Annotated in this window: 19 protein-coding genes and 3 tRNA genes; 12 read left to right on the forward strand and 10 right to left on the reverse strand. The window is 40.0% G+C overall.

The window, feature by feature from the left end:
• Positions 1 to 28 precede the first annotated feature (28 nt).
• Complete coding sequence (locus ACYQ28_RS02190; RefSeq protein WP_460047745.1) at positions 29 to 1,489, reverse strand: hypothetical protein; 1,461 nt, start codon at positions 1,487 to 1,489, stop codon at positions 29 to 31.
• Positions 1,490 to 1,959: 470 nt separating this feature from the next.
• Between ACYQ28_RS02190 and ACYQ28_RS02195 the strand changes: the two genes are divergently transcribed.
• The 3 genes from ACYQ28_RS02195 to ACYQ28_RS02205 all read left to right on the forward strand — a co-directional run bounded on the left by ACYQ28_RS02195 (position 1,960) and on the right by ACYQ28_RS02205 (position 4,307).
• Positions 1,960 to 2,262, forward strand: a complete 303-nt coding sequence (locus ACYQ28_RS02195; protein ID WP_460047746.1) for a hypothetical protein — start codon at positions 1,960 to 1,962, stop codon at positions 2,260 to 2,262.
• A 384-nt stretch (positions 2,263 to 2,646) separates the two neighbouring features.
• On the forward strand, positions 2,647 to 3,456 hold the full coding sequence (gene djlA / locus ACYQ28_RS02200; protein WP_460047748.1) for a co-chaperone DjlA: 810 nt from the start codon (positions 2,647 to 2,649) through the stop codon (positions 3,454 to 3,456).
• Positions 3,453 to 4,307, forward strand: coding sequence for a helix-turn-helix domain-containing protein (locus ACYQ28_RS02205; RefSeq protein ID WP_460047750.1), 855 nt, complete (start codon positions 3,453 to 3,455; stop codon positions 4,305 to 4,307). The genes djlA and ACYQ28_RS02205 overlap by 4 nt, the downstream gene beginning before the upstream one ends.
• Positions 4,308 to 4,748: 441 nt before the next feature.
• Here ACYQ28_RS02205 and ACYQ28_RS02210 read toward each other — a convergent pair whose 3' ends face one another.
• From ACYQ28_RS02210 to ACYQ28_RS02225, 4 genes are all read right to left on the reverse strand, one after another.
• Entirely contained in the window at positions 4,749 to 4,985 is a 237-nt protein-coding gene (locus tag ACYQ28_RS02210; protein WP_460047751.1) for a hypothetical protein, read from the reverse strand.
• 6 nt (positions 4,986 to 4,991) lie between these two features.
• A complete protein-coding gene (locus ACYQ28_RS02215; RefSeq protein ID WP_460047752.1) occupies positions 4,992 to 5,840 on the reverse strand; it encodes a mechanosensitive ion channel family protein in 849 nt (282 codons plus the stop codon).
• 89 nt (positions 5,841 to 5,929) lie between these two features.
• Positions 5,930 to 6,484 (reverse strand): DUF3806 domain-containing protein, encoded by a 555-nt coding sequence (locus tag ACYQ28_RS02220; protein ID WP_460047754.1) that lies wholly within the window; start codon positions 6,482 to 6,484, stop codon positions 5,930 to 5,932.
• 158 nt (positions 6,485 to 6,642) lie between these two features.
• A complete protein-coding gene (locus tag ACYQ28_RS02225; RefSeq protein WP_460047755.1) occupies positions 6,643 to 7,146 on the reverse strand; it encodes a hypothetical protein in 504 nt (167 codons plus the stop codon).
• A 277-nt stretch (positions 7,147 to 7,423) separates the two neighbouring features.
• Between ACYQ28_RS02225 and ACYQ28_RS02230 the strand changes: the two genes are divergently transcribed.
• From ACYQ28_RS02230 to ACYQ28_RS02240, 3 genes are read left to right on the forward strand one after another with little or no spacing between them, the layout of a single operon-like run.
• Positions 7,424 to 8,260, forward strand: coding sequence for a pseudouridine synthase (locus ACYQ28_RS02230; RefSeq protein WP_460047757.1), 837 nt, complete (start codon positions 7,424 to 7,426; stop codon positions 8,258 to 8,260).
• Positions 8,261 to 10,021 (forward strand): alpha/beta fold hydrolase, encoded by a 1,761-nt coding sequence (locus ACYQ28_RS02235; RefSeq protein ID WP_460047759.1) that lies wholly within the window; start codon positions 8,261 to 8,263, stop codon positions 10,019 to 10,021.
• 25 nt (positions 10,022 to 10,046) lie between these two features.
• Positions 10,047 to 10,796 (forward strand): spermidine synthase, encoded by a 750-nt coding sequence (locus tag ACYQ28_RS02240; protein ID WP_460047760.1) that lies wholly within the window; start codon positions 10,047 to 10,049, stop codon positions 10,794 to 10,796.
• Positions 10,797 to 10,868: 72 nt separating this feature from the next.
• Here the strand turns inward: ACYQ28_RS02240 and ACYQ28_RS02245 are convergent, their stop codons facing one another.
• The 4 genes from ACYQ28_RS02245 to folD all read right to left on the reverse strand — a co-directional run bounded on the left by ACYQ28_RS02245 (position 10,869) and on the right by folD (position 14,499).
• Positions 10,869 to 11,933: a class I SAM-dependent methyltransferase gene (locus ACYQ28_RS02245; protein ID WP_460048117.1), complete on the reverse strand. Its 1,065-nt coding sequence runs from the start codon at positions 11,931 to 11,933 to the stop codon at positions 10,869 to 10,871.
• Complete coding sequence (locus ACYQ28_RS02250; protein ID WP_460047762.1) at positions 11,926 to 12,666, reverse strand: pseudouridine synthase; 741 nt, start codon at positions 12,664 to 12,666, stop codon at positions 11,926 to 11,928. Before ACYQ28_RS02250 ends, ACYQ28_RS02245 begins: the two co-directional genes overlap by 8 nt.
• Positions 12,656 to 13,501 carry a tRNA pseudouridine(65) synthase TruC gene (truC, locus tag ACYQ28_RS02255; protein WP_460047764.1) on the reverse strand — a complete coding sequence of 282 codons (846 nt, stop codon included), beginning with the start codon at positions 13,499 to 13,501 and terminating at the stop codon, positions 12,656 to 12,658. Before truC ends, ACYQ28_RS02250 begins: the two co-directional genes overlap by 11 nt.
• 143 nt (positions 13,502 to 13,644) lie before the next feature.
• Positions 13,645 to 14,499, reverse strand: a complete 855-nt coding sequence (folD, locus tag ACYQ28_RS02260; protein WP_460047766.1) for a bifunctional methylenetetrahydrofolate dehydrogenase/methenyltetrahydrofolate cyclohydrolase FolD — start codon at positions 14,497 to 14,499, stop codon at positions 13,645 to 13,647.
• Positions 14,500 to 14,813: 314 nt separating this feature from the next.
• Between folD and ACYQ28_RS02265 the strand changes: the two genes are divergently transcribed.
• From ACYQ28_RS02265 to ACYQ28_RS02290, 6 genes are all read left to right on the forward strand, one after another.
• Positions 14,814 to 14,890: transfer RNA gene (locus ACYQ28_RS02265), tRNA-Pro, on the forward strand.
• 26 nt (positions 14,891 to 14,916) lie between these two features.
• Positions 14,917 to 14,993: transfer RNA gene (locus ACYQ28_RS02270), tRNA-Arg, on the forward strand.
• Between the two features lie 53 nt (positions 14,994 to 15,046).
• Positions 15,047 to 15,122, forward strand: a tRNA-His gene (locus ACYQ28_RS02275).
• Between the two features lie 154 nt (positions 15,123 to 15,276).
• Positions 15,277 to 15,843, forward strand: coding sequence for a GNAT family N-acetyltransferase (locus tag ACYQ28_RS02280; protein WP_460047768.1), 567 nt, complete (start codon positions 15,277 to 15,279; stop codon positions 15,841 to 15,843).
• Between the two features lie 368 nt (positions 15,844 to 16,211).
• A complete protein-coding gene (locus ACYQ28_RS02285) occupies positions 16,212 to 17,570 on the forward strand; it encodes an alanine/glycine:cation symporter family protein (protein ID WP_460047770.1) in 1,359 nt (452 codons plus the stop codon).
• A gap of 789 nt (positions 17,571 to 18,359) precedes the next feature.
• Positions 18,360 to 18,866 carry a YHS domain-containing (seleno)protein gene (locus tag ACYQ28_RS02290; protein WP_460047772.1) on the forward strand — a complete coding sequence of 169 codons (507 nt, stop codon included), beginning with the start codon at positions 18,360 to 18,362 and terminating at the stop codon, positions 18,864 to 18,866.
• Positions 18,867 to 19,052: 186 nt separating this feature from the next.
• On the opposite strand, the gene ACYQ28_RS02295 is transcribed toward ACYQ28_RS02290, so the two are convergent.
• Positions 19,053 to 19,826, reverse strand: a complete 774-nt coding sequence (locus tag ACYQ28_RS02295; protein ID WP_460047773.1) for a hypothetical protein — start codon at positions 19,824 to 19,826, stop codon at positions 19,053 to 19,055.
• Between the last annotated feature and the right edge of the window lie 483 nt (positions 19,827 to 20,309).

Consider the following 20,309-nt stretch of genomic DNA (forward strand, 5'->3'; position numbering starts at 1 on the left):
GTTCGTCAGAGTTTCCATTGCTTTTGAGTTAATTAACATCTGCTGACATTATGGCGCGTCGAATATCGGTATGAGATGTTTCTATGAAATTAAGGTTCGAGTTAAAAATATTGTTTTTATAAATAACACCAATTTCGGCAAGCGTTGGCGCAACATCTGGAAAGCCGGTACGGTCGGCCCATTGTGAATAAAGAGGCATAAAAACCGGCTCGGGTAAAAAGGTGTCGAGCTTGGTGAACATTTCTATCGTGCTCCAGCTGCGATTTGCAGGTAAGCAACAATTGGCTAGCTCAGCGAAAACCGAATTTAGGGATTGTTTATTGTTGGTCATTTTCCGAATTTCGACATCGGCCATTAACGCGATGGCAGCGCCACTCCAATAAATCATCATGCGGGCGCTTCTCATACCCGCTTTGGGACTCTGATTCGGCGAGACCTTTGGGCGAACGTCCATGCCGCGCTGAAATCCTGCCAATAAATTCTTCCACGCGGTTCTTTCATCGTAAGCACCTAGCTTTGCCATTAATACATTTTGGTAATAGCTGGCGAAGCCTTCAGATACCCAGCGTCCATTATCGCCAAGATAGGGTTGCAACAAATGACTGAATTCGTGGGCAGCGGTCCAGTCAGACATAAGCTCTTGGGAGGTTGCTGCGGGATTTACATAAAATCTAACGGTTTGTGTGCCGGCTCGCACCACATGCCCGAAAGGAACCGGTTCACCCGAGGGAATGGGGGCGGTTGGAATTGCGATTACCTGTATTCGATAGCTTGGATTTGCCCCGATAGTTGTTTGTAATTGCTCGATGTTTTTTTGAATCCACAAGTGTATTTTGCCAAAATCTTTCTCGTGACCTAGGTAGGCAAAATCGATCTCCATAGCGCCAAGAAATTCTCGACCACCTAAAAAATGGCCGATGATTAAATGCCCTGATTCATTAGAGGGTGCTTCGGTGATGCTCAAACGGTAGTGATTATCGCCCATTGTTTGTAACGGCCATGGGCTTGTGACCGAATATCCGTTGGGAAGAATCAGTTCTACCGTGGTTGGCGCAGATGTTTGGATTAGCCAATCGTAGGTATTTAGCTGCCAAACTGAATCTTGATGAGCAACTGAGGTTCTTCCTCGCCAAGCTGGGGGGTCAAATTCATCAATACGCAATTGATATGTGATACAAGATTGCGGCGTTAAGTTAACTTTTCGAGAAATAAGCGAGATTGCTTGTGCCTGATTACAGCTTTCAGGCAGGTTAGTTGTGTTGGCCAAATGCGCTTTGTTGGGCAACTGTATTTTATGGCGGTAAGAATCTGCGTTAGTAACCGTTACCAGAATGGAATCGTTCGATTCTGGCCAGGTGACTTGGACGATGACTCCGTTTGGGTTTGCCTCGGCGGGAAATGGCTCATGAACACGGTCTGATGTTTGGGCTTTGGTTGCAATGGAGAATAATGACCCGATTAGAAAACATCCAAGCATCAGATTTCGCATGCTTTTTCCTTGAGTTTAGCGTGGCGTAATATCAGTCTTTGGATTGTCTTCATTGGAATAGTTCATCAATATCTCTAAGGAACCTCTGATTAACTCATCCCTGATTTAATCAGTGGACAGAAATTGAAAATGTGATTTCCAATTTCTTCACAATTTCAATCACTTACAGTTCTTGAAATTGGCGACCCATCCTTGTGTCGCTGGAAACTCTAGGTTAATCAGAGTTTCCCTAACAAAATCTTGACATTAGGATGAGGTTGAATAACAATTGCTGCATTGCAGCAAAAGATATGTTTGGCATTTGAGTAAGAAAACCAGCGATTATTTTTCCTTACGAACATTATCGATTGCAAAATGGTTGTGAAAAGCGTACGAAAGAGTATGTACAGAGCGTAGTCGTACAGTCATTCAATGGTACGAATAGTTTAACGAAGTTCGCTATTTAGAAATATTTCTAGGAGATTAATCTCATGAACGAAGATCTGATGAAACCATTTGAATCTGTTAAGTCTTTAATGACTATGCAGGCAGATGTTATCTCTAAAACCGTTGCTCAACAGCAAAAAGCTGCTCAAGCGTTGTCCGGTTTTTTCCAAGACGAAGCTAAAAAAGCTCAAGCATTGAAATCGCCTGAAGAGCTTTTGCAATTCAATATCGATTCTAGCAAAGCGTTGTTTGATCTTCTTAAAGATCAAAGCTCAGAATTTTCTACCATTGCAGAGCAAGCACGCGATGCATTTGTGAAAGAAATCGGAACCTTTGGCCCTAAGTAATTACTTCTAAGTAATTGGCCTGACGTTGTTCTGAAAAAACCCTGCATTAGCAGGGTTTTTTTTGACTGCGAATGACACTTTTCATCCACGATTCCCATAGAGCCTTTTGCCGAATCGACATTGATCTCTGTGTGCTCAGGCGCATTCTGTTTGCCTAGTTACATCTCACCGACTACATCTCACCGACTACATCTCGCTGGTTACATCCTGATAGCTTTTTCCTTTCAAGATTTTCTTCTCCATAAACCTATCCCTTTGTTCTGCTGTCTATATGCCTTCTATTGGGAGTCCTGTTAGGATGCAAGCTTTGAATTCTGCAAAGGTTTTGAGCTGATTACCTCTGGTTAGGTATACTCTTGTTCATCGATTTAAGAGAGATGTGAGATGTTTTTTGGAAAGGTAGTAGGTGGTTTACTCGGGATAACCCTAGGCGGCCCCATTGGTGCTATTGTCGGCGTCGCTTTAGGACATTTTTTCGACAGAGGTTTGTCCAAGTTTCGTCCTGAGTTATCCGCTGAAGATCGTGCTCATGCAGAGCAGGTGTTCTTTTCTTCTGTTTTCCAATTAATGGGGCATGTTGCTAAAGCAGACGGTCGAGTGTCTGAGCAGGAAGTGGCACGTGCAGAAGAAATTATGGCACATATGCAGCTTTCGACTGCAATGCGTGCTAAAGCGATCGAATACTTTAAGAAAGGTGGTCAAACGGACTTTGATCTTCCTGGCGTTGTCGGTGAATTCAATTCCATTGGTAATAAATTACCCAGCTTACGACAAACTTTATTGACCTATCTTATTAATATTGCGTTAGCCGATGGTCAAATTGATGATGCTGAAGAAGAATGCCTTGGGCAGATTTCTGAGCATTTAGGTGTTTCTAAGTTTGCTTTTAAACAGCTTATGGCGATGTTGCGCGCACAGGCGCAATTTTACCAACAACAGCAAAGACACGGCTCGCAACCCTATACACCGAGTAAAGATGAATTGGCATTGGCTTATGAATCGTTGGGTGTTGCCTCTGATGCTAGTGATCCGGTTGTTAAAAAAGCCTATCGCAAATTGATGAGTGAAAATCACCCAGATAAGCTCCAAGGTCAGGGCGTTCCTCAAGAAATGATTGAAATGGCCACCGAGCGAGCGCAAAAAATCCAAGCTGCTTACGACCTTATTAAAAAGTACCGAAAAACTCAGTCATGACAGAATCTCCAACTTCTGCAACACCAAAGGAAAAAGTATTTTCTCGGTCAGCAATGGCCGATGCGCTGGGCGTATCTTTAAAAGAAGTCACCGAAGTCTTAATTAAATCGGGCTGGCTGACTCAGCAGGGCGATCAGTGGCATTTAACCGCCAAGGGTGAGTTTGAAGGCGGTCAGGTTCGCCACAGCAAAAAATTCGGCGACTATATTGTTTGGCCGGAAAGTGCGTTAACGCATCCTATTTTTCGCTTTGATAAAGATGAAACGCTTAAAGCCAGTGATATTGCCAAAGAAGTTGGCTTAAGCGGCCGTTTGGTGAATTTATTACTTCAACATTGCGGTTGGTTGAAGCGCGAACACAAAGGCTGGACGCTTACACCTTTGGGGGCGTCGGTTGGTGGTATTCAGCACGAAAACGCTAAAACCGGTGTGCCTTGGTGCTCTTGGCCCAAATCGTTATTGGCGCAGGATTATTTTCAACAAGCGTGCGTTAATCTCACCAATATCGAAATTAAACCGCGTTTGTGCAGCTTAAACGGTATTGATGTTAAAAGCCCGCAAGCGGCAGCGTTTTTATCTTGGTGTTATTTGACCGGTGTGGTCGTTGCACAGAATATTGCTCATCCAGCTCGTGCGAGTTTAATTTTCGATTTTTATTTACCGCGAGTCGGATTGTTTATTGATATTTGGAGCACGAGCTTAACACCCACACAATTAGCGGCGCGTTTAGAGCGAAAAACGGTGTGTGAAGAGTTAGAAATTGATTACATCGTATTTGAAGAGGTTAACATTCTTCAGCTTGAACAGGATCTACCGAGAGAGCTGCTTAAACGTGACTTAGAAGTATTATAAGACTTAGAAGTACTATAGGAATCTCTGATTAACTCATCCATGATTTAATCAGAGGACAGAAATTGAAAATGTGATTTCCAATTTCTTCACAATTTCAATCACTTACCGTTCTTGAAATTGGCGACACATCCTTGTGTCGCGATAAACTCTAGGTTAATCAGAGTTTCCTATAAGAAGTACCGTGAGAACTGCTGTAAATAAGTTACTTTTTCTATCGAAAGCTCCGATGAACTCTTCAATGATTTAATCGGAGCGAAGAAATTGACAATGTGATTTTCAATCTCTTCGCAATTTCAAGCACTTACCGTTCTAAATGTTGGTGACACACTCTTGTATCGCTGGATATAGATTTTTATTGTTTAAAATTTCGATCTCAAAGCAGCGCCGCAAGCGCGGCGCAAAAAATCTTTTCGTTCTACCAATTGCTTAATTAAAGCGATTTTATTGACCCAAAATAATGGCTAACCAATCTTTTAATGAGTGGCTTTTACCAAGTTCAGATTCAGCCTCGGTTTTCATTTCTAGGGTTCCTAGTGCTAAATCTACAGCCATTGAATGATAGACCGACTGAGGATGTTTAAATCCTTTGCTTGACGCACGATCTTCTAACAGTTTAGCAATGTCTTCCAAATCTTCGGAATAAACGCCGTTTTTCTGTAAGGGTTTTAAATAATTCATAGATAATTATTGGGTGTGTGATGATGAATTTAGAAAACGAACTTCTCTTTGTGGGAAAGGAATTTCGATGTTGTTTTTAATGAGAGCGTCGTAAATTGCACGGTTAGTAAGAAATTTTTGCTCAAAATATTTAGTGGTTGGAGCCCAAAAACGCATTGCCAATTCAATGCCACTGTCGGCAAAATTATTAATGCCAATTTGTGGCTCTCTAGAATCGTTGCCTACTACCGATCGAAAAGCGTCTAACATTACTTGTTGCGCCAAATCTAAATTACTGTTGTAAGCAACCGAAATAGACAGTTCTACAACTCGACATGCGTTGGAATTATGAATAATTTCGCCAATGACATGTCGGTTTGGAATAGTAATTTGCTCTTCGTCTTCGTTGGTTAAAACCGTTGTTGCAAGATTAACTTGTTTAACGACACCGGTCACACCTAATAACGAAATAGTATCGCCGACCAGATACGGGCGCGTAACAATAATATTCAGCCCGGCACTGTAGTTAGAAAGCAACCCTTGTACTGCTAGTCCAACACCCAAAGACAGTGCACCAATTGCCGCCACCATAGGCGTAATGTTGATGCCGAGTTTATTGAGCACTACCACAACGGTCATTACAACGACCGTAATTTTTACCAAATTGCAGACAAAGTTGGTAAGAGTTACATCTAAATGACGCGCAAGACAGATTTTTTTAACCCAGTTTGACGCTTTGTTGGCGACCAAAAGCCCAGCCAAACTAATAACGATAGCTCCAATTATTTGGAAGCTGTAGGTCACCAAAAAAGTGGCAATTGCATCGTACAGCGCAGTGAGTTGGGCTATTGATTCTCCTACGGTATTGTCGTTCACCGGTTACTCCTTCTACAGATTTGGCAAATTAGCAAAGGATACTCGAACCGGTGAAAAATACAGAGTTTTTAGCTGAATTTATTGAGCGTTTAATTTACCGAGTAGGGTAACTTAGGGGTTAATGGCTTTAAGCTTTCTGCGGTTTTGGCGTAAATGTCAGAAACGTTTGGGCTTAGGCCTGCTTCCATACGTCTTGAAAGCATAGTGATTGGAAAAATACAGTGCTCAGTTTGAGGAAAACATAAGGCTCGACTGCGGCCAAGTTGGTCTTCATAGACACGCCATTCAAGCTTATATTCTCTTTGAAATTGATCACCTAGCACCACTCCAAGCGCTTGCAATTGTAATCTGTCGCTTGACGGGATTAATTTTTGATCAATTATTCTTTGCAACGTCTCTAAATCTGACTTGTTGCCTTTAATGGGTGTTCCTAGTTTTAACGAGGTAAGTTCATCAATGGAATCTCTTTGGTTCACAAGATGTGCTTCGTCTGTGGGTGTTAACGGAGTAATTTTAGGCCACTGTTTTTCGTCAACAAATTGAGCGAAAACCGGTAATGACACTGCAAGTAAAGCAATAGAGGCGGTAATGTGTTTACGAATTTTAGAGAAATTAAATTTTGAAGGCGTAAGAATATTAAACATTGTTGCTACCGATGTCTGGTTGAGGCAGAAATGGGAACCTTTTCATAAATATGGCGCTAGAGCGTGTAAATTACAAGTCACTAGCGCCACTGAATAGACATTGGTTTTGTCTTTATGATTCCCGAAGTATCAATCAATCTCGCTTCGGGAAGAGCGTGTCATCGGCTGGCAAAATTATGCTGGTTGTTTGCCAATTGAACGGCCTCGGCAAGAGCGTTAACAGACTTAAAAGACATCTGCGTTAACTCTTGTGATTGCGATACATTTAAATCAAATTTTGTATTAACCATATTTTTGAGCGCAGATTCATCAACTTGCTTGTTTTTTTGCAAAGAGTTGAGCTCATCTGGCGTTAAACTGGCGCTTTTACCGCCTGGCAAATAAATTGTACCGTGGTAAAAATCGACACCAAAGGCTATCAGTCCGGGAATAATGAATAACAGCAAGCCAACACCATCTAGTGCTACAATTCCGGGATCGAGACGCCCTTGAGTTTGTCCTTTTCGTTCTGGATAGAATAGGGTGCCGCAGGCGGTTAATTGTGTCACTAATGCAATTGATACTACGGCCGCTGTTAGGCGAACTGGTCTAAATTTGGCCGAAATTGAAGGCGCCAAACGTTTAAATAGAGGATTTGGTGCTTGGGTAGTCAATAATTTCATGATCAAAAATTCCGTAACTGAATAAATGTCTGAATTCAATCGAATGGTAAAAATTATCCATTGATTTCTGAGTATAAATTTTATTAGACAAAAGATGTACCAATTATGGCTTTGTTGGACGTCTTTGCTATTTATTAATTTGAAATTGTATCTGAGTGAAAAGAAATTGGGAGCTGCGCTAGGTGGATTCCGTTGACGCGAGTCACAATTTTGCGGAATAAGTTTTAAGAGACTTCGTTCATTTTAGAAAACTGAGTGCAGGTAAGTAATAGTTCACATGATCGATGTTATTTTTGAAAATGAAGAATTTTTGGTTGTTAATAAACCGAACAATGCAGACTTCCATGATAATGAAGAAACATTAGGATTTTTTAATACTGTAAAAGAAACGCTTAACATTAACGAATTATATCCGGTCCATCGATTAGACAAGGTAACATCTGGCCTGTTGTTAATTGCAAAAACAAAGTCTGTTTGTGCACATTTAACTCGTCTGTTTCAAGAGCGCAGTATTGAAAAACTTTATTTAGCGTTGGCATACGGTAAACCTAAAAAGAAACAAGGCCTTATAAAAGGCGACATGATTCGAGCCAGAAGAGGTGCCTGGCGGCTTGATCGAACCCTAAATAACCCAGCACAAACTCATTTTTTAAGCTATTCCGTAGAATTTGGATTACGCTTGTATTTGTTATATCCAAAAACCGGAAAAACACACCAGCTGCGAGCAGCATTAAAATCGCTGGGTACGCCTATTTTAGGCGACCATCTTTATGGCGGTGGTGATTACCAATGTGATAACCATCCTGAATCTGTATTTATAAATATTGCACCAAAAGACGAACACAGGGTGTACCTGCATGCGTTTGCGCTGCGATTTCATTATTGCGATCAGGAGTTTTCTTTTTTCACGTTTCCACAGACGGGTTTATGGTCTAAAGAAGTTATTTCGCAATCTTTAGGTTGCGACTCTTATGTTCATCAACAAGGCAGTTTTATAAAAACGTTGAATGTAGGTGAGTCGGAGATAGATTCCGGATTAAACGCTGCAGCTAAGTCAGATTTTTCGCAATTGCGTTCGATTTTTGATCTTTTTTCGAAGAAAGTTAAAAGTTGAGTGAATATCTTTTTTCGCCAAAAAATTGTTTTATTTTTTTTCTGTACCGCAATTTGTATTATTTTGGCAGGGGTGGCGTGGCGTTTATATCATTTGAATGTCTCTGCCGCTCAGCCATCGTTAGAGAATTTAAATTCAATAACCGTAAATGATTGTGGCAATGCTTTAACAAATGATTTTTATGTACTTTGTGGATATTATACCACCCCCAGAATTAACAATAATAATGTTCAAATACCTTTTGTTGTAATTAAGAAGAGGGAAGTTGAGCATCGCAACTCTATTCAGACTCAATGGCTCTCGGAGCAAGATGTTGCCGTAAATGCAGTGTCGCTGAAAACTCCCGCGCAGGGCCATTCTTCAGAAGACGGCTCTGCTAATCTTGGGTTATCAAACATTAATTGGCCTGAAAACAGCTTCAATCTTCAAGATATTTTCGACGAACAAATTCCACTCGTGGTATTACCCGGCGGGCCGGGATCGGCAACGGGAATTCAGTCTAAATCTCTTCAATATTGGTTGGGTTGGTATCACCGACAGGGCTTGTCGGAAGCTGTGGTTTTGATGGATTACCGAGGTTTAGGTGGTTCCATTCCAGCGGTTGATTGCGCATCTACCAGTTCGGGTAGCGCTGCTATAGAAAAACTTGGATCACGTTTATTAGAAAATAAATTGTCCATTAATTACAGCGAAAGCGAGCTACGTTTTTTATCATTGGTGCAATGCTGGCAAATTGCACAAAATTTTGGATATTCGGAACTGGATTTCTCGGCTGAGACAAATGCTACCGATTTATTGGGTCTGGCGAAGTTGTTGAATATTCATAAGCTCAATATTTATGCTCGTTCATACGGGACCCGTGTTGCTGTTATCGCTGCACTGCAACAGTCTGATTTGATAAATTCAATGGTGCTAGACTCGTTGCATTCCCTCGAAAATAACGATCCAAATCAGTGGCCGTTAAAATATCAGCAAGCATTTTTAAATCTTATTCATTACTGTAAAACTTCGTCATTATGTTCGGTTACAGACGATTCTCTTAAGCGCGCTCTCGATAACAGAAAGCCAGTTTCTGCAACCAGCCAAAACGATGTCGATACGAACGATACCGCCAAAAACAGCACCGTCGAAAACAGTACCGCCGAAAACAGTACCGCCGAAAACAAGGCCCCAACAAATAACAGTGCTGATTTTAACTATGAAAGTTATTTAGCGGAGGCTATTTTTCAGAAAATGCGCGAGCATAATTCTGCAAAGAATATTCAACAACTATTAACTGCATCGAAAAACGATTGGTATGCCGATGACGCAAGTATTAATAGTCAGAGAGCAGAGTTTGGTGATGTGGTTTATTTTGTAAACCAATGCATTGATAATAATCCGCTTGATCATTCTGTATTTTCTAAAAATTTAGGCGAAATCGGCTATTTATCTCAGTTTGTATCCTACGATACTGATACCGATTTTTGCCGGTTGTTACAGTATTCGAATTATTTAGCACCTTACAAATCTGCGAATGTTTCGGTAGAGACGATTTTGCTTGCCGGTGGTTTAGATCCAGTGACACAGTTGTCTCAAGTTGAAGCAGCAAATTCCCATTTTTTACGATCGACACTTTTCATATTTCCCGATGCAGGTCATGTGCTTATCGACCAGTACCCATGCTTGGATGACGCCTTGCCGTTTTTACTTCATAATCAAGGCCCCGATTATGTTTACGAACATTGTAGTCAACAGTCGGTTCGAATTTTAATCAGATAATAATTTATAACTACAATTGCTCACTATGGCTGTCTTGTTCGAAGAAACAATTAACGGTAATCAATATAAAGTCACTTCTGCCGGAAGTAGCATTCGTTTGTTCACGAATGGACTGTTCCATTCGCAATTCAATGATCGCTCAATACTCAGTGGTGCAGTTTGGGATTTATTGTTTTTGCCGTCTTTATTGTCACAAACCCAGCCGTCTAATGCCTTAATTTTGGGTGTGGGTGGTGGTGCTGTTCTGCGAATGCTTCGACATTATTTTCTCGATTGTAAGATTACGGGAGTCGATATTGACGCTGTTCATCTTGATTTGGCGAGAAAATATTTTGGCGTTGATGAGTCTTATTCGTTGGTTAGAGCTAATGCCTTGGCTTGGGTGGCTCAAAATAAAAAGCGATCATTTGATTTTATTATTGATGATGTTTTTGCTGGTATGAGTGGCGATCCAAAACGCAGTATTGCTGCCACAACACAATGGATTGAAAAGCTTGAGAGCCGCTTAAACGACACGGGTGTACTGGTGTTTAACTTCGATAAATTGTCAGATTTACGTAAGGTTTTAGCTGAGTCTAGATCGTCTCTGTTGGCCAGTTGTTTTAAGAGCGCGTTTATTTTAAGTTCCAAGAGCTATGAAAACCGCATTCTAGCCCTGTCTAAACAATCGGTTACCTATGAGGCTTTTACTGACGCGATTAATAATTTACCGGAAGCCCGTCGATTTGGCTTTCAAGCCGGGCATACTTATTTAATTGAGTCGTTGAAGCTTTAATCCACGCTATTTAACGCGAACCGTAGTTGTGGACCTCTGGTTAACTCACTTTGTGTCGCGGGAAACTCTAGGTTAATCAGAGTTTCCGTTACTTAATTCAAATACTTTAAAGCCATTTGCGTGCTTTAGTACCGTGCAGTTTGAAAACAGATTTTTGCTTTTTTGCTCTAAAGGTAAAAATTGGTTCACCACAAACAGAGCTTTCCCGCCTTTTTTAGTTAATTGTTTGGCGGTAGATACGAATTTTTCTGTCAAATCGTAGACGTGGTCAAAACCTTGATGAAACGGTGGATTGCAAAGAATTAGATCGAATTTTTCTTGACAGTTTTTTGCACAATCATCAACCCAGGTATGAATGTGCGTTATTTTATTTTCTGTGCAAGTTTTTTCTAGCGCATTGACCGCTGTAATATTGTTGTCGGTTGCGTAGATGTGTTCAAAGCCTAATGCACTAATTTCTAGTGATAAATACCCCCAACCACAACCTAAATCTAAGGTTTTTACCTTTTTTATACGTTCGGCATAATTATCATTTTCTAATAATTCTTTTACGGCCTGAATTAATAATTCGCTGCCTTGGTCTACTTTATTCCAGCCAAAAACACCGGGTTTACTAAAGCATGGAATATCGCCTGCTTGATGAACTATTTCGTATTGGGTGTAATTTTGGTCGTCTAGAAAATTTTCGGAATCGGTTTGAGTTTTGGTTAGGATCACTAAATAACTGGTTTTTTGTTTGTCGATTGATCCGTGACCAAATAAATCTTTTGCCTTTTGAGCATAAGATTTAATGCCTTCGTTTTTTTCTCCGGCTAAAATTAATTGCCCATTAAGCGGTAATAATTTATACGCTTGATTGATCGCATGGTGTACTAAGGCTTTTTCTTTGGCAACTCTGAAGTAAACACAATGAACGGCTTTTGATATTACTTGAAAATTAAAATCTGACAGAAATGCTCGCTCTGTGGGATGTTCAGAAACAATATCCTGGCGATTGCTGATAATAGCAACGTCATCGCTCAGTAGAGCTTTACTGATGCTTTCAGAGCTTTCATCCAATACCCAGAGTGAATTTTGACTCACATCCTTAGCGCGATTGCGATAATTAGAAAATAATAAAGCTTGGACGTTATTCATTTTCACAAAAAGTATCTCTTTCGCTATTATCAAGGTAGAAGTATTCGGTTTCTTGCAGTTCGTTGGGTAATGTTAAACGACCAATTGCGGTACGATGTAAGGCAATGACTTTGTTGCCAACTGCGGTAAGCATGCGTTTCACTTGATGATATTTACCTTCTTGTATCGTTAGTAATATCTCGGTGTTGGTTATCTTTTCTACCGTTGCTGCTAAGGTGGGTTTTGATTCGTTTTTTAGTAGAACGCCAGTTTCAAGCTCGGCAATCTGCGCCTCGGTAATGTCTTCTTCCAGCGATACCCGGTAGGTTTTCGGACATTTTGATTTTGGTGAGGTAACCTTGTGATTCCAATGGCCATCACTGGTTAACAGCAGAAGTCCGGTTGTATCTTTATCTAGCCGACCGACAATTTGTATTTTTTCGTTGTAGAGCGCATCGAGCAGTTTTATGTCGTTTTCATCTTCTGCCGATTGCTTTAGCGCATCGATTACCGTTGGATGTTCGGCATCTGTTGTCGCGCAGACAATTCCGGCAGGTTTATAAAATACAATGTACATATCGGTGAAGACTTCTACGGCATCACCATCTAGCTTTATTAAATCGTCGGCTGAAATGGCGAAGCTGGTGCTTTTCTCGACAACTTCATTCACGGTAATTCTTCCCGCTTTAATAATTTTCTTTATATCTGTACGGGAGTAGGTGGTGTTATTGGATAGATATTTATCAAGACGCATAATGATTGTTTAACAGCTCTGAAACCGATGATGGCCATTGGAATTTTTCAAACAATTGACTCATTGTTTGATCAAATTCAGCGAAAATTGAAACAGATTTATTGGTGTATGGATGATAAAACTCAAGTGATGCCGCGTGTAATAGCAGACGATTGCAATTTAATTGCTCTGAAAATATACGATTATGTAAGCTCTTGCCGAATTTGGCATCACCGATTATTGGATGACTTAAATGTTTTAAATGTCGGCGTAGCTGATGTTTTCTTCCCGTTTTAGGTTGGCATTTAACGAGTGAATATCGGCTGGTTCTAAAGCGATCATTGGCAACTTCAAGCTCTATGTTGTTTAGCGGTATAAATAAGCTTTGTGCTTCTTGAGGGGGTTTATCTTTCTTGGCTTTTTTGTCGGTGTATTTATCCAGTATTTCTTTTAATGGATGATCAACGTCTGTTGCCGTATTTAACCAACCTCTAACAACCGCTAAATAGGTTTTGGTGACATTTTTTTCTTGCCATGTAAGTTGGATATCTCTCGCGGCGGTATCACTGAGGGCAAATAGAAGAACACCGGAGGTAGGCTTGTCGAGACGGTGTACAGGGAATACCCACTGATTTATTTGATCTCGAAGTATTTGCATTGCAAATTGCGTTTCGTATTTATCGATTTCGCTTTTGTGAACCAATAAGCCAGAGGGTTTATTTACGGCGATAAAAAAATCATCGTGATAAACAATATCGAGCGCTGCAACCTCAGTGTTACTAGAGAAGGGTGGTTGTGTCATTGAGGTCGTCAGTTCGTTAAATTTGGTTTCTATGGGAACCTCTGATGAACACATCCATTTAATTCATCCTTGATTTAATCAGAGGGCAGAAATCGAAAATGCGATTTTCAATTTCTTCACAATTTCAATCACTTACGGTTCTTGAAATTGGCTACACATCCTTGTGTCACTGAAAACTCTAGGTTGGTCAGAGTTTTCTATAGTTGAGCTTGAATTTTTTTCTCGCCGGAATCAACGGATTGATAAATCAACGTATTAATGGTCATTGGGCCAACGCCGCCGGGAACGGGAGTGTAAGCTGAAACCCTATCTTTTAAAGGCTCTAACTCAATATCACCAACGCCACCTGGATGATAGCCGGCATCAACCACTACGGCACCTTCTTTAATCCACTCGGCTTTAATGAACTCCGGTTTACCAACAGCTCCCACAACGATGTCGGCTTGTTTAATATGATCGGCAAGATTTTCGGTGCGTGAGTGGCAAATGGTCACGGTTGCGTTTGCGTTCAACAACATTAACGCCATTGGCTTGCCAAGAATAGGGCTTCTTCCGACAACCACCGCGTGTTTGCCCGACAATGGAATATTATAGGCTTCTAACAAGCGCATAATACCCTTAGGGGTAGCACAACCGTAAGCGTCTTCACCCATACTCATTCTGCCAAAGCCCAAACAGGTTACGCCGTCTACGTCTTTTTCTAATGCAATGGCATCAAAGCAGGCGCGTTCATCAATTTGTTCAGGAACGGGATGTTGTAAAAGAATACCGTGAACATCGGGATTAGCGTTTAATTTTTCAATTTCGGATAATAATTGCTCGGTAGTTGTAGATTCAGGAAGTTCTACCTTTAATGAATCCATTCCAATTCTTGAGCAAGCATTTCCCTTCATCTTAACGTAGGTTGCTGATGCGGGATCACCACCAACTAATATGGTTGCAAGAATTGGGGTTTTACCGCCGCTTTGTTGCTTTAGTTGATTAATTCGTTCGCTAAGTTCTTGTTCTGTCTTTTGGGCGATGGCTTTGCCATCCAATACCAATGCTGTCATGGTGATATCCGAAGTTCTGACCAAAAGTTGGCTGCTGTGGTGTTCAAAGGTTGCATAAAAAAGAGGGCGCGTATTCTCCCACAGGTTTAAAAATAGACCAAGCCCGTCTGAATCGATTAAATTTTCCACCAAAATCGGTAAGTCATTGGTTTAATTTAAAAGATTTAAATTTTTTGTTGTTAAATTGTTGACGGCCTTAAAGTGCGTATGTATGATGCGCCCCACTTGAGAGAGACAGCTCACCAACAAAAATAACTTGTTGCAAAACATGTTTAAAGTTGGCCTAATGAGCAAGACTGTTCTCAGGATTTCATCGGAGTGTAGCGCAGTTTGGTAGCGCATCTGGTTTGGGACCAGAGGGTCGGGGGTTCGAATCCCTCCACTCCGACCATTATTTAGCAAGTCCAGTAGTTCGATGCGCCCGTAGCTCAGCTGGATAGAGCAACGGCCTTCTAAGCCGTAGGTCGCAGGTTCGAGCCCTGCCGGGCGTGCCATTCAAAGTCAGCTGTTTGCTGTTGGTCTAAGATGACCTAAACTCTCTACTATGGTGGCTGTAGCTCAGTTGGTAGAGCCCCGGATTGTGATTCCGGTCGTCGGGGGTTCGAGTCCCCTCAGCCACCCCATTTGAAAGACATAATCTTCTTTAAAACCCCTCTAAATTTAATCTTCAGTATCTTTTCGTTTTATTATTTTTTCTTTTTAATATTTTAATTTAATTCATAACCGCATCAATGATTTTATATTGTCTTATATTAGATGTTTAATATTGTTCCAACTATGAAAATCATGCAAACGGCTCCCAGTGTAGTTATCGAAACGCAGCGGCTCATACTGCGAAATTGGTTAGATTCCGATAAAAAAGATTTTTTTGAAATAAATTCCAATAAAGACGTGATGGAGTTTTTTCCGTCAATTTACACTCAGAAACAGAGTGATGACTTGTTGGAAAAGATGCGAGATTTAATTTCTCGAAATGGTTGGGGTTTTTGGGCTTGCCAAATTAAATCAACCAATCAATTAATTGGTTTTGTCGGTTTAAACAATCCTGATTATCCGCTGCCATTTTCTCCATGTACCGAAATAGGTTGGCGTTTGAACAAAAAATTTTGGTATAACGGATACGCATCTGAAGCTGCCCGAGCGGTTTTGCAGTATGCTTTTGATGAATTAAAACTCGAACAAGTCGTTTCTTTTACCGTAAAAAGTAATATTCGATCGATTGCCGTGATGGAGCGTATTGGTATGCAATTCAGTGGTACAACATTTCAGCATCCTCGAGTTTTAAATACGCATTTATCTGAGCATGTTTTGTACGTAATGCATAGCAGGCAATTTTCTCGGTGATAATTTCTTCAGCAATCAATCTACTTTCTATGTGATTTTTTCGCTCAGGTGTCGTAGAAATTAGTGCAGTTTATTCTGTGATTATTATGTGCTTATTGGTTCTAATGAAAGAATCCATTTTTGTTTAACTGTTCTCGTTTTATCAAAACAATGGTTTTCTGATCGTTTTATTGCTCAACCACTTTTGTGTTTCCAACTTTTTAAATTTGCTCTTTGCATGTGCCTAAATATTTGGCGCTTGTTGGTTATGGGCATCAGATGTCTTTCTTATGGATTGTTGTGATGTTTTTTTCATCTGTGATTTGTTGGTTTTCATTCGTTTTGTAATCAGAATACTCAATCTTTTATAAACGCAGAGACAGAGCTTTATGGAACAGTTTTTTGGCGCCTTTTCGTCATTTATGTGGGGAACCCCGCTAGTAGTTTTGTTGGTCGGTGGTGGACTGTTTTTTTCAATTTATTCCCGCGGTATTCCTTACAGGCATTTTCCTGAAGCTTTGGCTGCGCTTATGGGAAAACATAATCGTGAAGGTGGTGAAGGGCAAATATCTCATTTCCAGGCACTAACCACAGCGCTTTCTGGAACACTCGGTTTAGGTAACATTGCGGGTGTCGCTATCGCCATCACGGCGGCTGGTCCGGGAGCGGTTTTTTGGATGTGGGTCACCGCTATTGTTGGTGTAGCGACTAAATTTTATACCTGTTCTCTGGCGGTTATGTATCGTGGCTATGACAGTCAGGGTCAGCTTCAAGGCGGACCTATGTACGTCATTCGCGAAGCGTTGGGCAAAAATTGGTTGCCGTTAGCTTGGCTGTTTGCTCTGGCGGGTATGTGTGGTGCACTGCCAATATTTCAAATTAATCAATTAGTACAGTTGTTTAGGGACTCTGTAGGTATTCCTATGGGAGTTGCGCATGAGTCCGATCACCTAGTATTTGATTTGATTTTGGGGTTATTTTTTAGCGTTATTGTGTATCTGGTACTGATTGGCAATATTAAGCGCATCGGCAAAATTACCGCTTTTTTAGTACCTTTTATGGTGCTTTTTTATCTATTCATTTCGGGCGTTGTGTTGGTTAATCATGCAGATGCCATCCCAGGGGCTTTTCAATTAATCTTTGCCGATGCTTTTAAATTAGAAGCTGCCGCAACGGGGACTATTCTTACTGTTATTTTGACTGGCGTGAAGCGAGGTGCATTTTCCAACGAGGCGGGTATTGGTTCCGAGGCAATGGCTCATGGTGCAGCAAAAACTAACGAACCCATTCGTGAAGGTATGGTTGCGATGATTGGGCCAGTAGTCGATACGTTGATAGTGTGTACCTGCACGGCTTTGGTAATTTTAGTCACTGGAGTTTGGTCGGGCAGTACCGATAGCGGAGTTACTATTACCTCTCAAGCTTTTGAAAGTGTAATGCCGGGTTACGGAGCTTATTTGTTAACAATAATGGTACTTTTTTTAAGCTTAAGTACAGTGTTTACGTTTGGTTATTATGGCAGCAAATGTTTAGGTTTTTTAATTGGTGCTGACAGACAACATTATTATGTTTGGTTTTACACTGGGTTAGTTGTTTTAGGGGCCGTGGTATCGTTAAAAGCGGTGGTAAATTTTATTGATGGAATGTATGCCTTAATGGCAATTCCGACCATGGTGTCAACATTGATATTAGCACCACGTGTGAATGTGGCTGCCAAACGATATTTTAATCGTGAGCAGAATCTCTAGCTCTAGCTCTAGCTCTAGCTCTAGCTCTAGCTCTAGCTCTTGCGTAGCCGTAATTGATTTTGGCGATAACGACAAGTAAGAGCGTGCCTTTTATCGATGTTGGTTATTTTACGAGAAAAACAATGTGTTGAAGATTAAGGTTGTGATGGTTAAGCTATGACAACCTGATCGTGGTATTGCATCGCAAACAAGGCTCTAAAACATCCCTAAAAACAGTCGGGTATTTTGTAATATCCGACTGACAGCTCGACTATATCGTTGGAGTATTTACAATACTCTCTTTTCAGTATCAATATTCGAATATTGATACTTTATATCTTCATCTTTCGTTAATAAAAAAGAGATTTTATTAACATTTCTCCTGTGCATAATTGCACGTATTTATTCAGTTTCTGTTCTAAATTTTCTATATGAGTGCTTTGGGGTGATCATTAACTAATTTCACTATTATGATCAAATCGTTTTTCGTTATCGTTATTGAATTATTTCTTAGTTTAAAAACTTGTCTTATTTGTTGCGGTTTATAAGGAATTTGATTTGAAAATAGTTTGGCTTTTCAAAAAATTAATATATTTGAATTTTTTATTACGGATGGTTTTAAACGGGCTGTAGAAAATTGACAAATTTTTTAACATTTTATCGGTAATTATTTGTAATTTTTGCTTATTATATTGTCCAACCTTGGATTTTTAAATTTACGGTTATTTTTAGTTTCAATGGCTTTAATTAATGCGTAGAAATGTTTTTAAATGTAGTTTTTATGAGGTAATTGTGATGAGGTTTCTTGATATGGGTCGTTTTTCAAATTTTCTGCGAGGTACATTTTGGGTTTTATTAATCTCATCCATTGCAGCTTGTGCAAGTTCTAAGCAATACAGTTTGACCGAAGTTATGGTAGCAGAAGATGGTTACGCTATTCATGGTTATGATCCAGTTTCGTATTTCACCGATGGCGAACCTAGTAAAGGATCTGAAGAATTTTCTTATGAATGGAAGGAAGCTACTTGGTTGTTTTCAAGCGCTGAGCACCGCGATCTTTTTAAAGAATCGCCTGAAAAATACGCTCCTCAATACGGTGGTTGGTGTGCATACGGTGCAGCAGGTGGCTACGCTGCCGATGTTGATCCTCTTGAGTCATGGACTATTCACGACGATAAGTTGTACCTAAATTACGACAAATCAGTTTCGAAAAAGTGGAATAAAGATATTCCCGGCTATTTGGAAAAAGCCGACGAAAAATGGCCAAAACTTAACGAAGAATTACAAGAAGGTACTGCCAAGGTTTATTGGAAGTAAGCTGGTAAACACTTCTTAATTTTTGAACAGTTCAGCTTGGTAACACAAAAAAGATAGCACAAAAAAACGCCTCTTATACGAGGCGTTTTTTTATTGAATAAATTTATTTTTTTGTTTGTGTATGTTTGCCTGTTTTTTTAAGTGCAATCGTTGCTCGATTCTGTTTTTAATGGGCAATTTTGATAATCACTGATCCAGTGGAATTCTAATTGTATATTCTAAATAATCATTAATTAATGAAGGGATAATTTTTCCCGCATAATGATGCTGAATAATCATCTGTATTAAAATTAAATGGATAGACTGGTACAAATTACGTTCTTGAAGTTCAGTAGCTTGAAATTGATTTAGAAATAACTCGGGATGAGTCGTTAGTACATTGGACTGTAGGCGAACGATTAGCTCTGTATTGGTCACAGTCGTGGTGAAGTGAAAAACCGTTTGTGCTTGTTTGTCGTGGGACAGTGCAATCATAAATTCCAATAGACCTAAAAGTATTTCTTGCATCTCATAAGGTGAGCACAAGCACATGGGTGTTTCTGCACACAGATTCAAAGTAATTTCTATGGGTGCCTTTGAGGCATCTTTACCTTTTAATAAGAATTTATTTTTGAGTATTTTTTTTGTTTTTTCAGCATTAGCGAAATGACTGATGAGTGTATTGATGTTTTCTGGACTTTTAGACGATTCTCCTGAGTTTATAAATCCAATAACCAATCCAATTAAATTTGCTGCAATACTCGATGCTTCTTGAATATCTTCTACAATTTTGAGCAGTCCGCGATCGCGAAGATAGTTCTGAAGGTTAAAGAGGTCGATTCCACTTTGTTTTGCAATCTCTAGATTTTGAGCCTGGTTAGGGTCTGTTCTTCTGACCAGTGTTTGCAGATTGCTTAAGGTGGCGCTGGTTGGGTTGGCTAGATTTTTCATCAGTAAGGTTGTGATTTTACCAAGAGCCACGTACTTCTCGATGTCTTCATCTAATTTAAAGTTGGACGAATTTTGATCCTTATTATTCGTTAGATCCAAAGAATTAGAGATTTCAGTGTTTTGTTCTTCCGTCATCGTGACACCAAATTTTTATTTTTATGGCTCAACTTACTCTGAGATCTAGGCCTTTTACCACCTGATAGGCTCCGCAACAGCAATTTATAAGAACAACTTATAAGAACAATTTATAAGTTTGTAGCTGCCTTGTTTACGAGAGTTTTATTGTGTTTCTAGACATTAGTTTAGACATCGTTTGAATTTATGTTTGATCAATTGTCTTCGTTAGGATTTTTACCTATCTTATTTGGTTATAAAGACGGCCTTGTCGAGCGGTTTATAACCATTATTGGATTGCTATTTGATCATTGTGGTTTTGCGGTCAGCATAATGTTTGAAATTTGAAAAAAGTGCTTTAAATTCAGTCAATTACTGGGTTTTGGATGATGAAAAATT

This window comes from Sessilibacter sp. MAH1 (assembly GCF_054658315.1).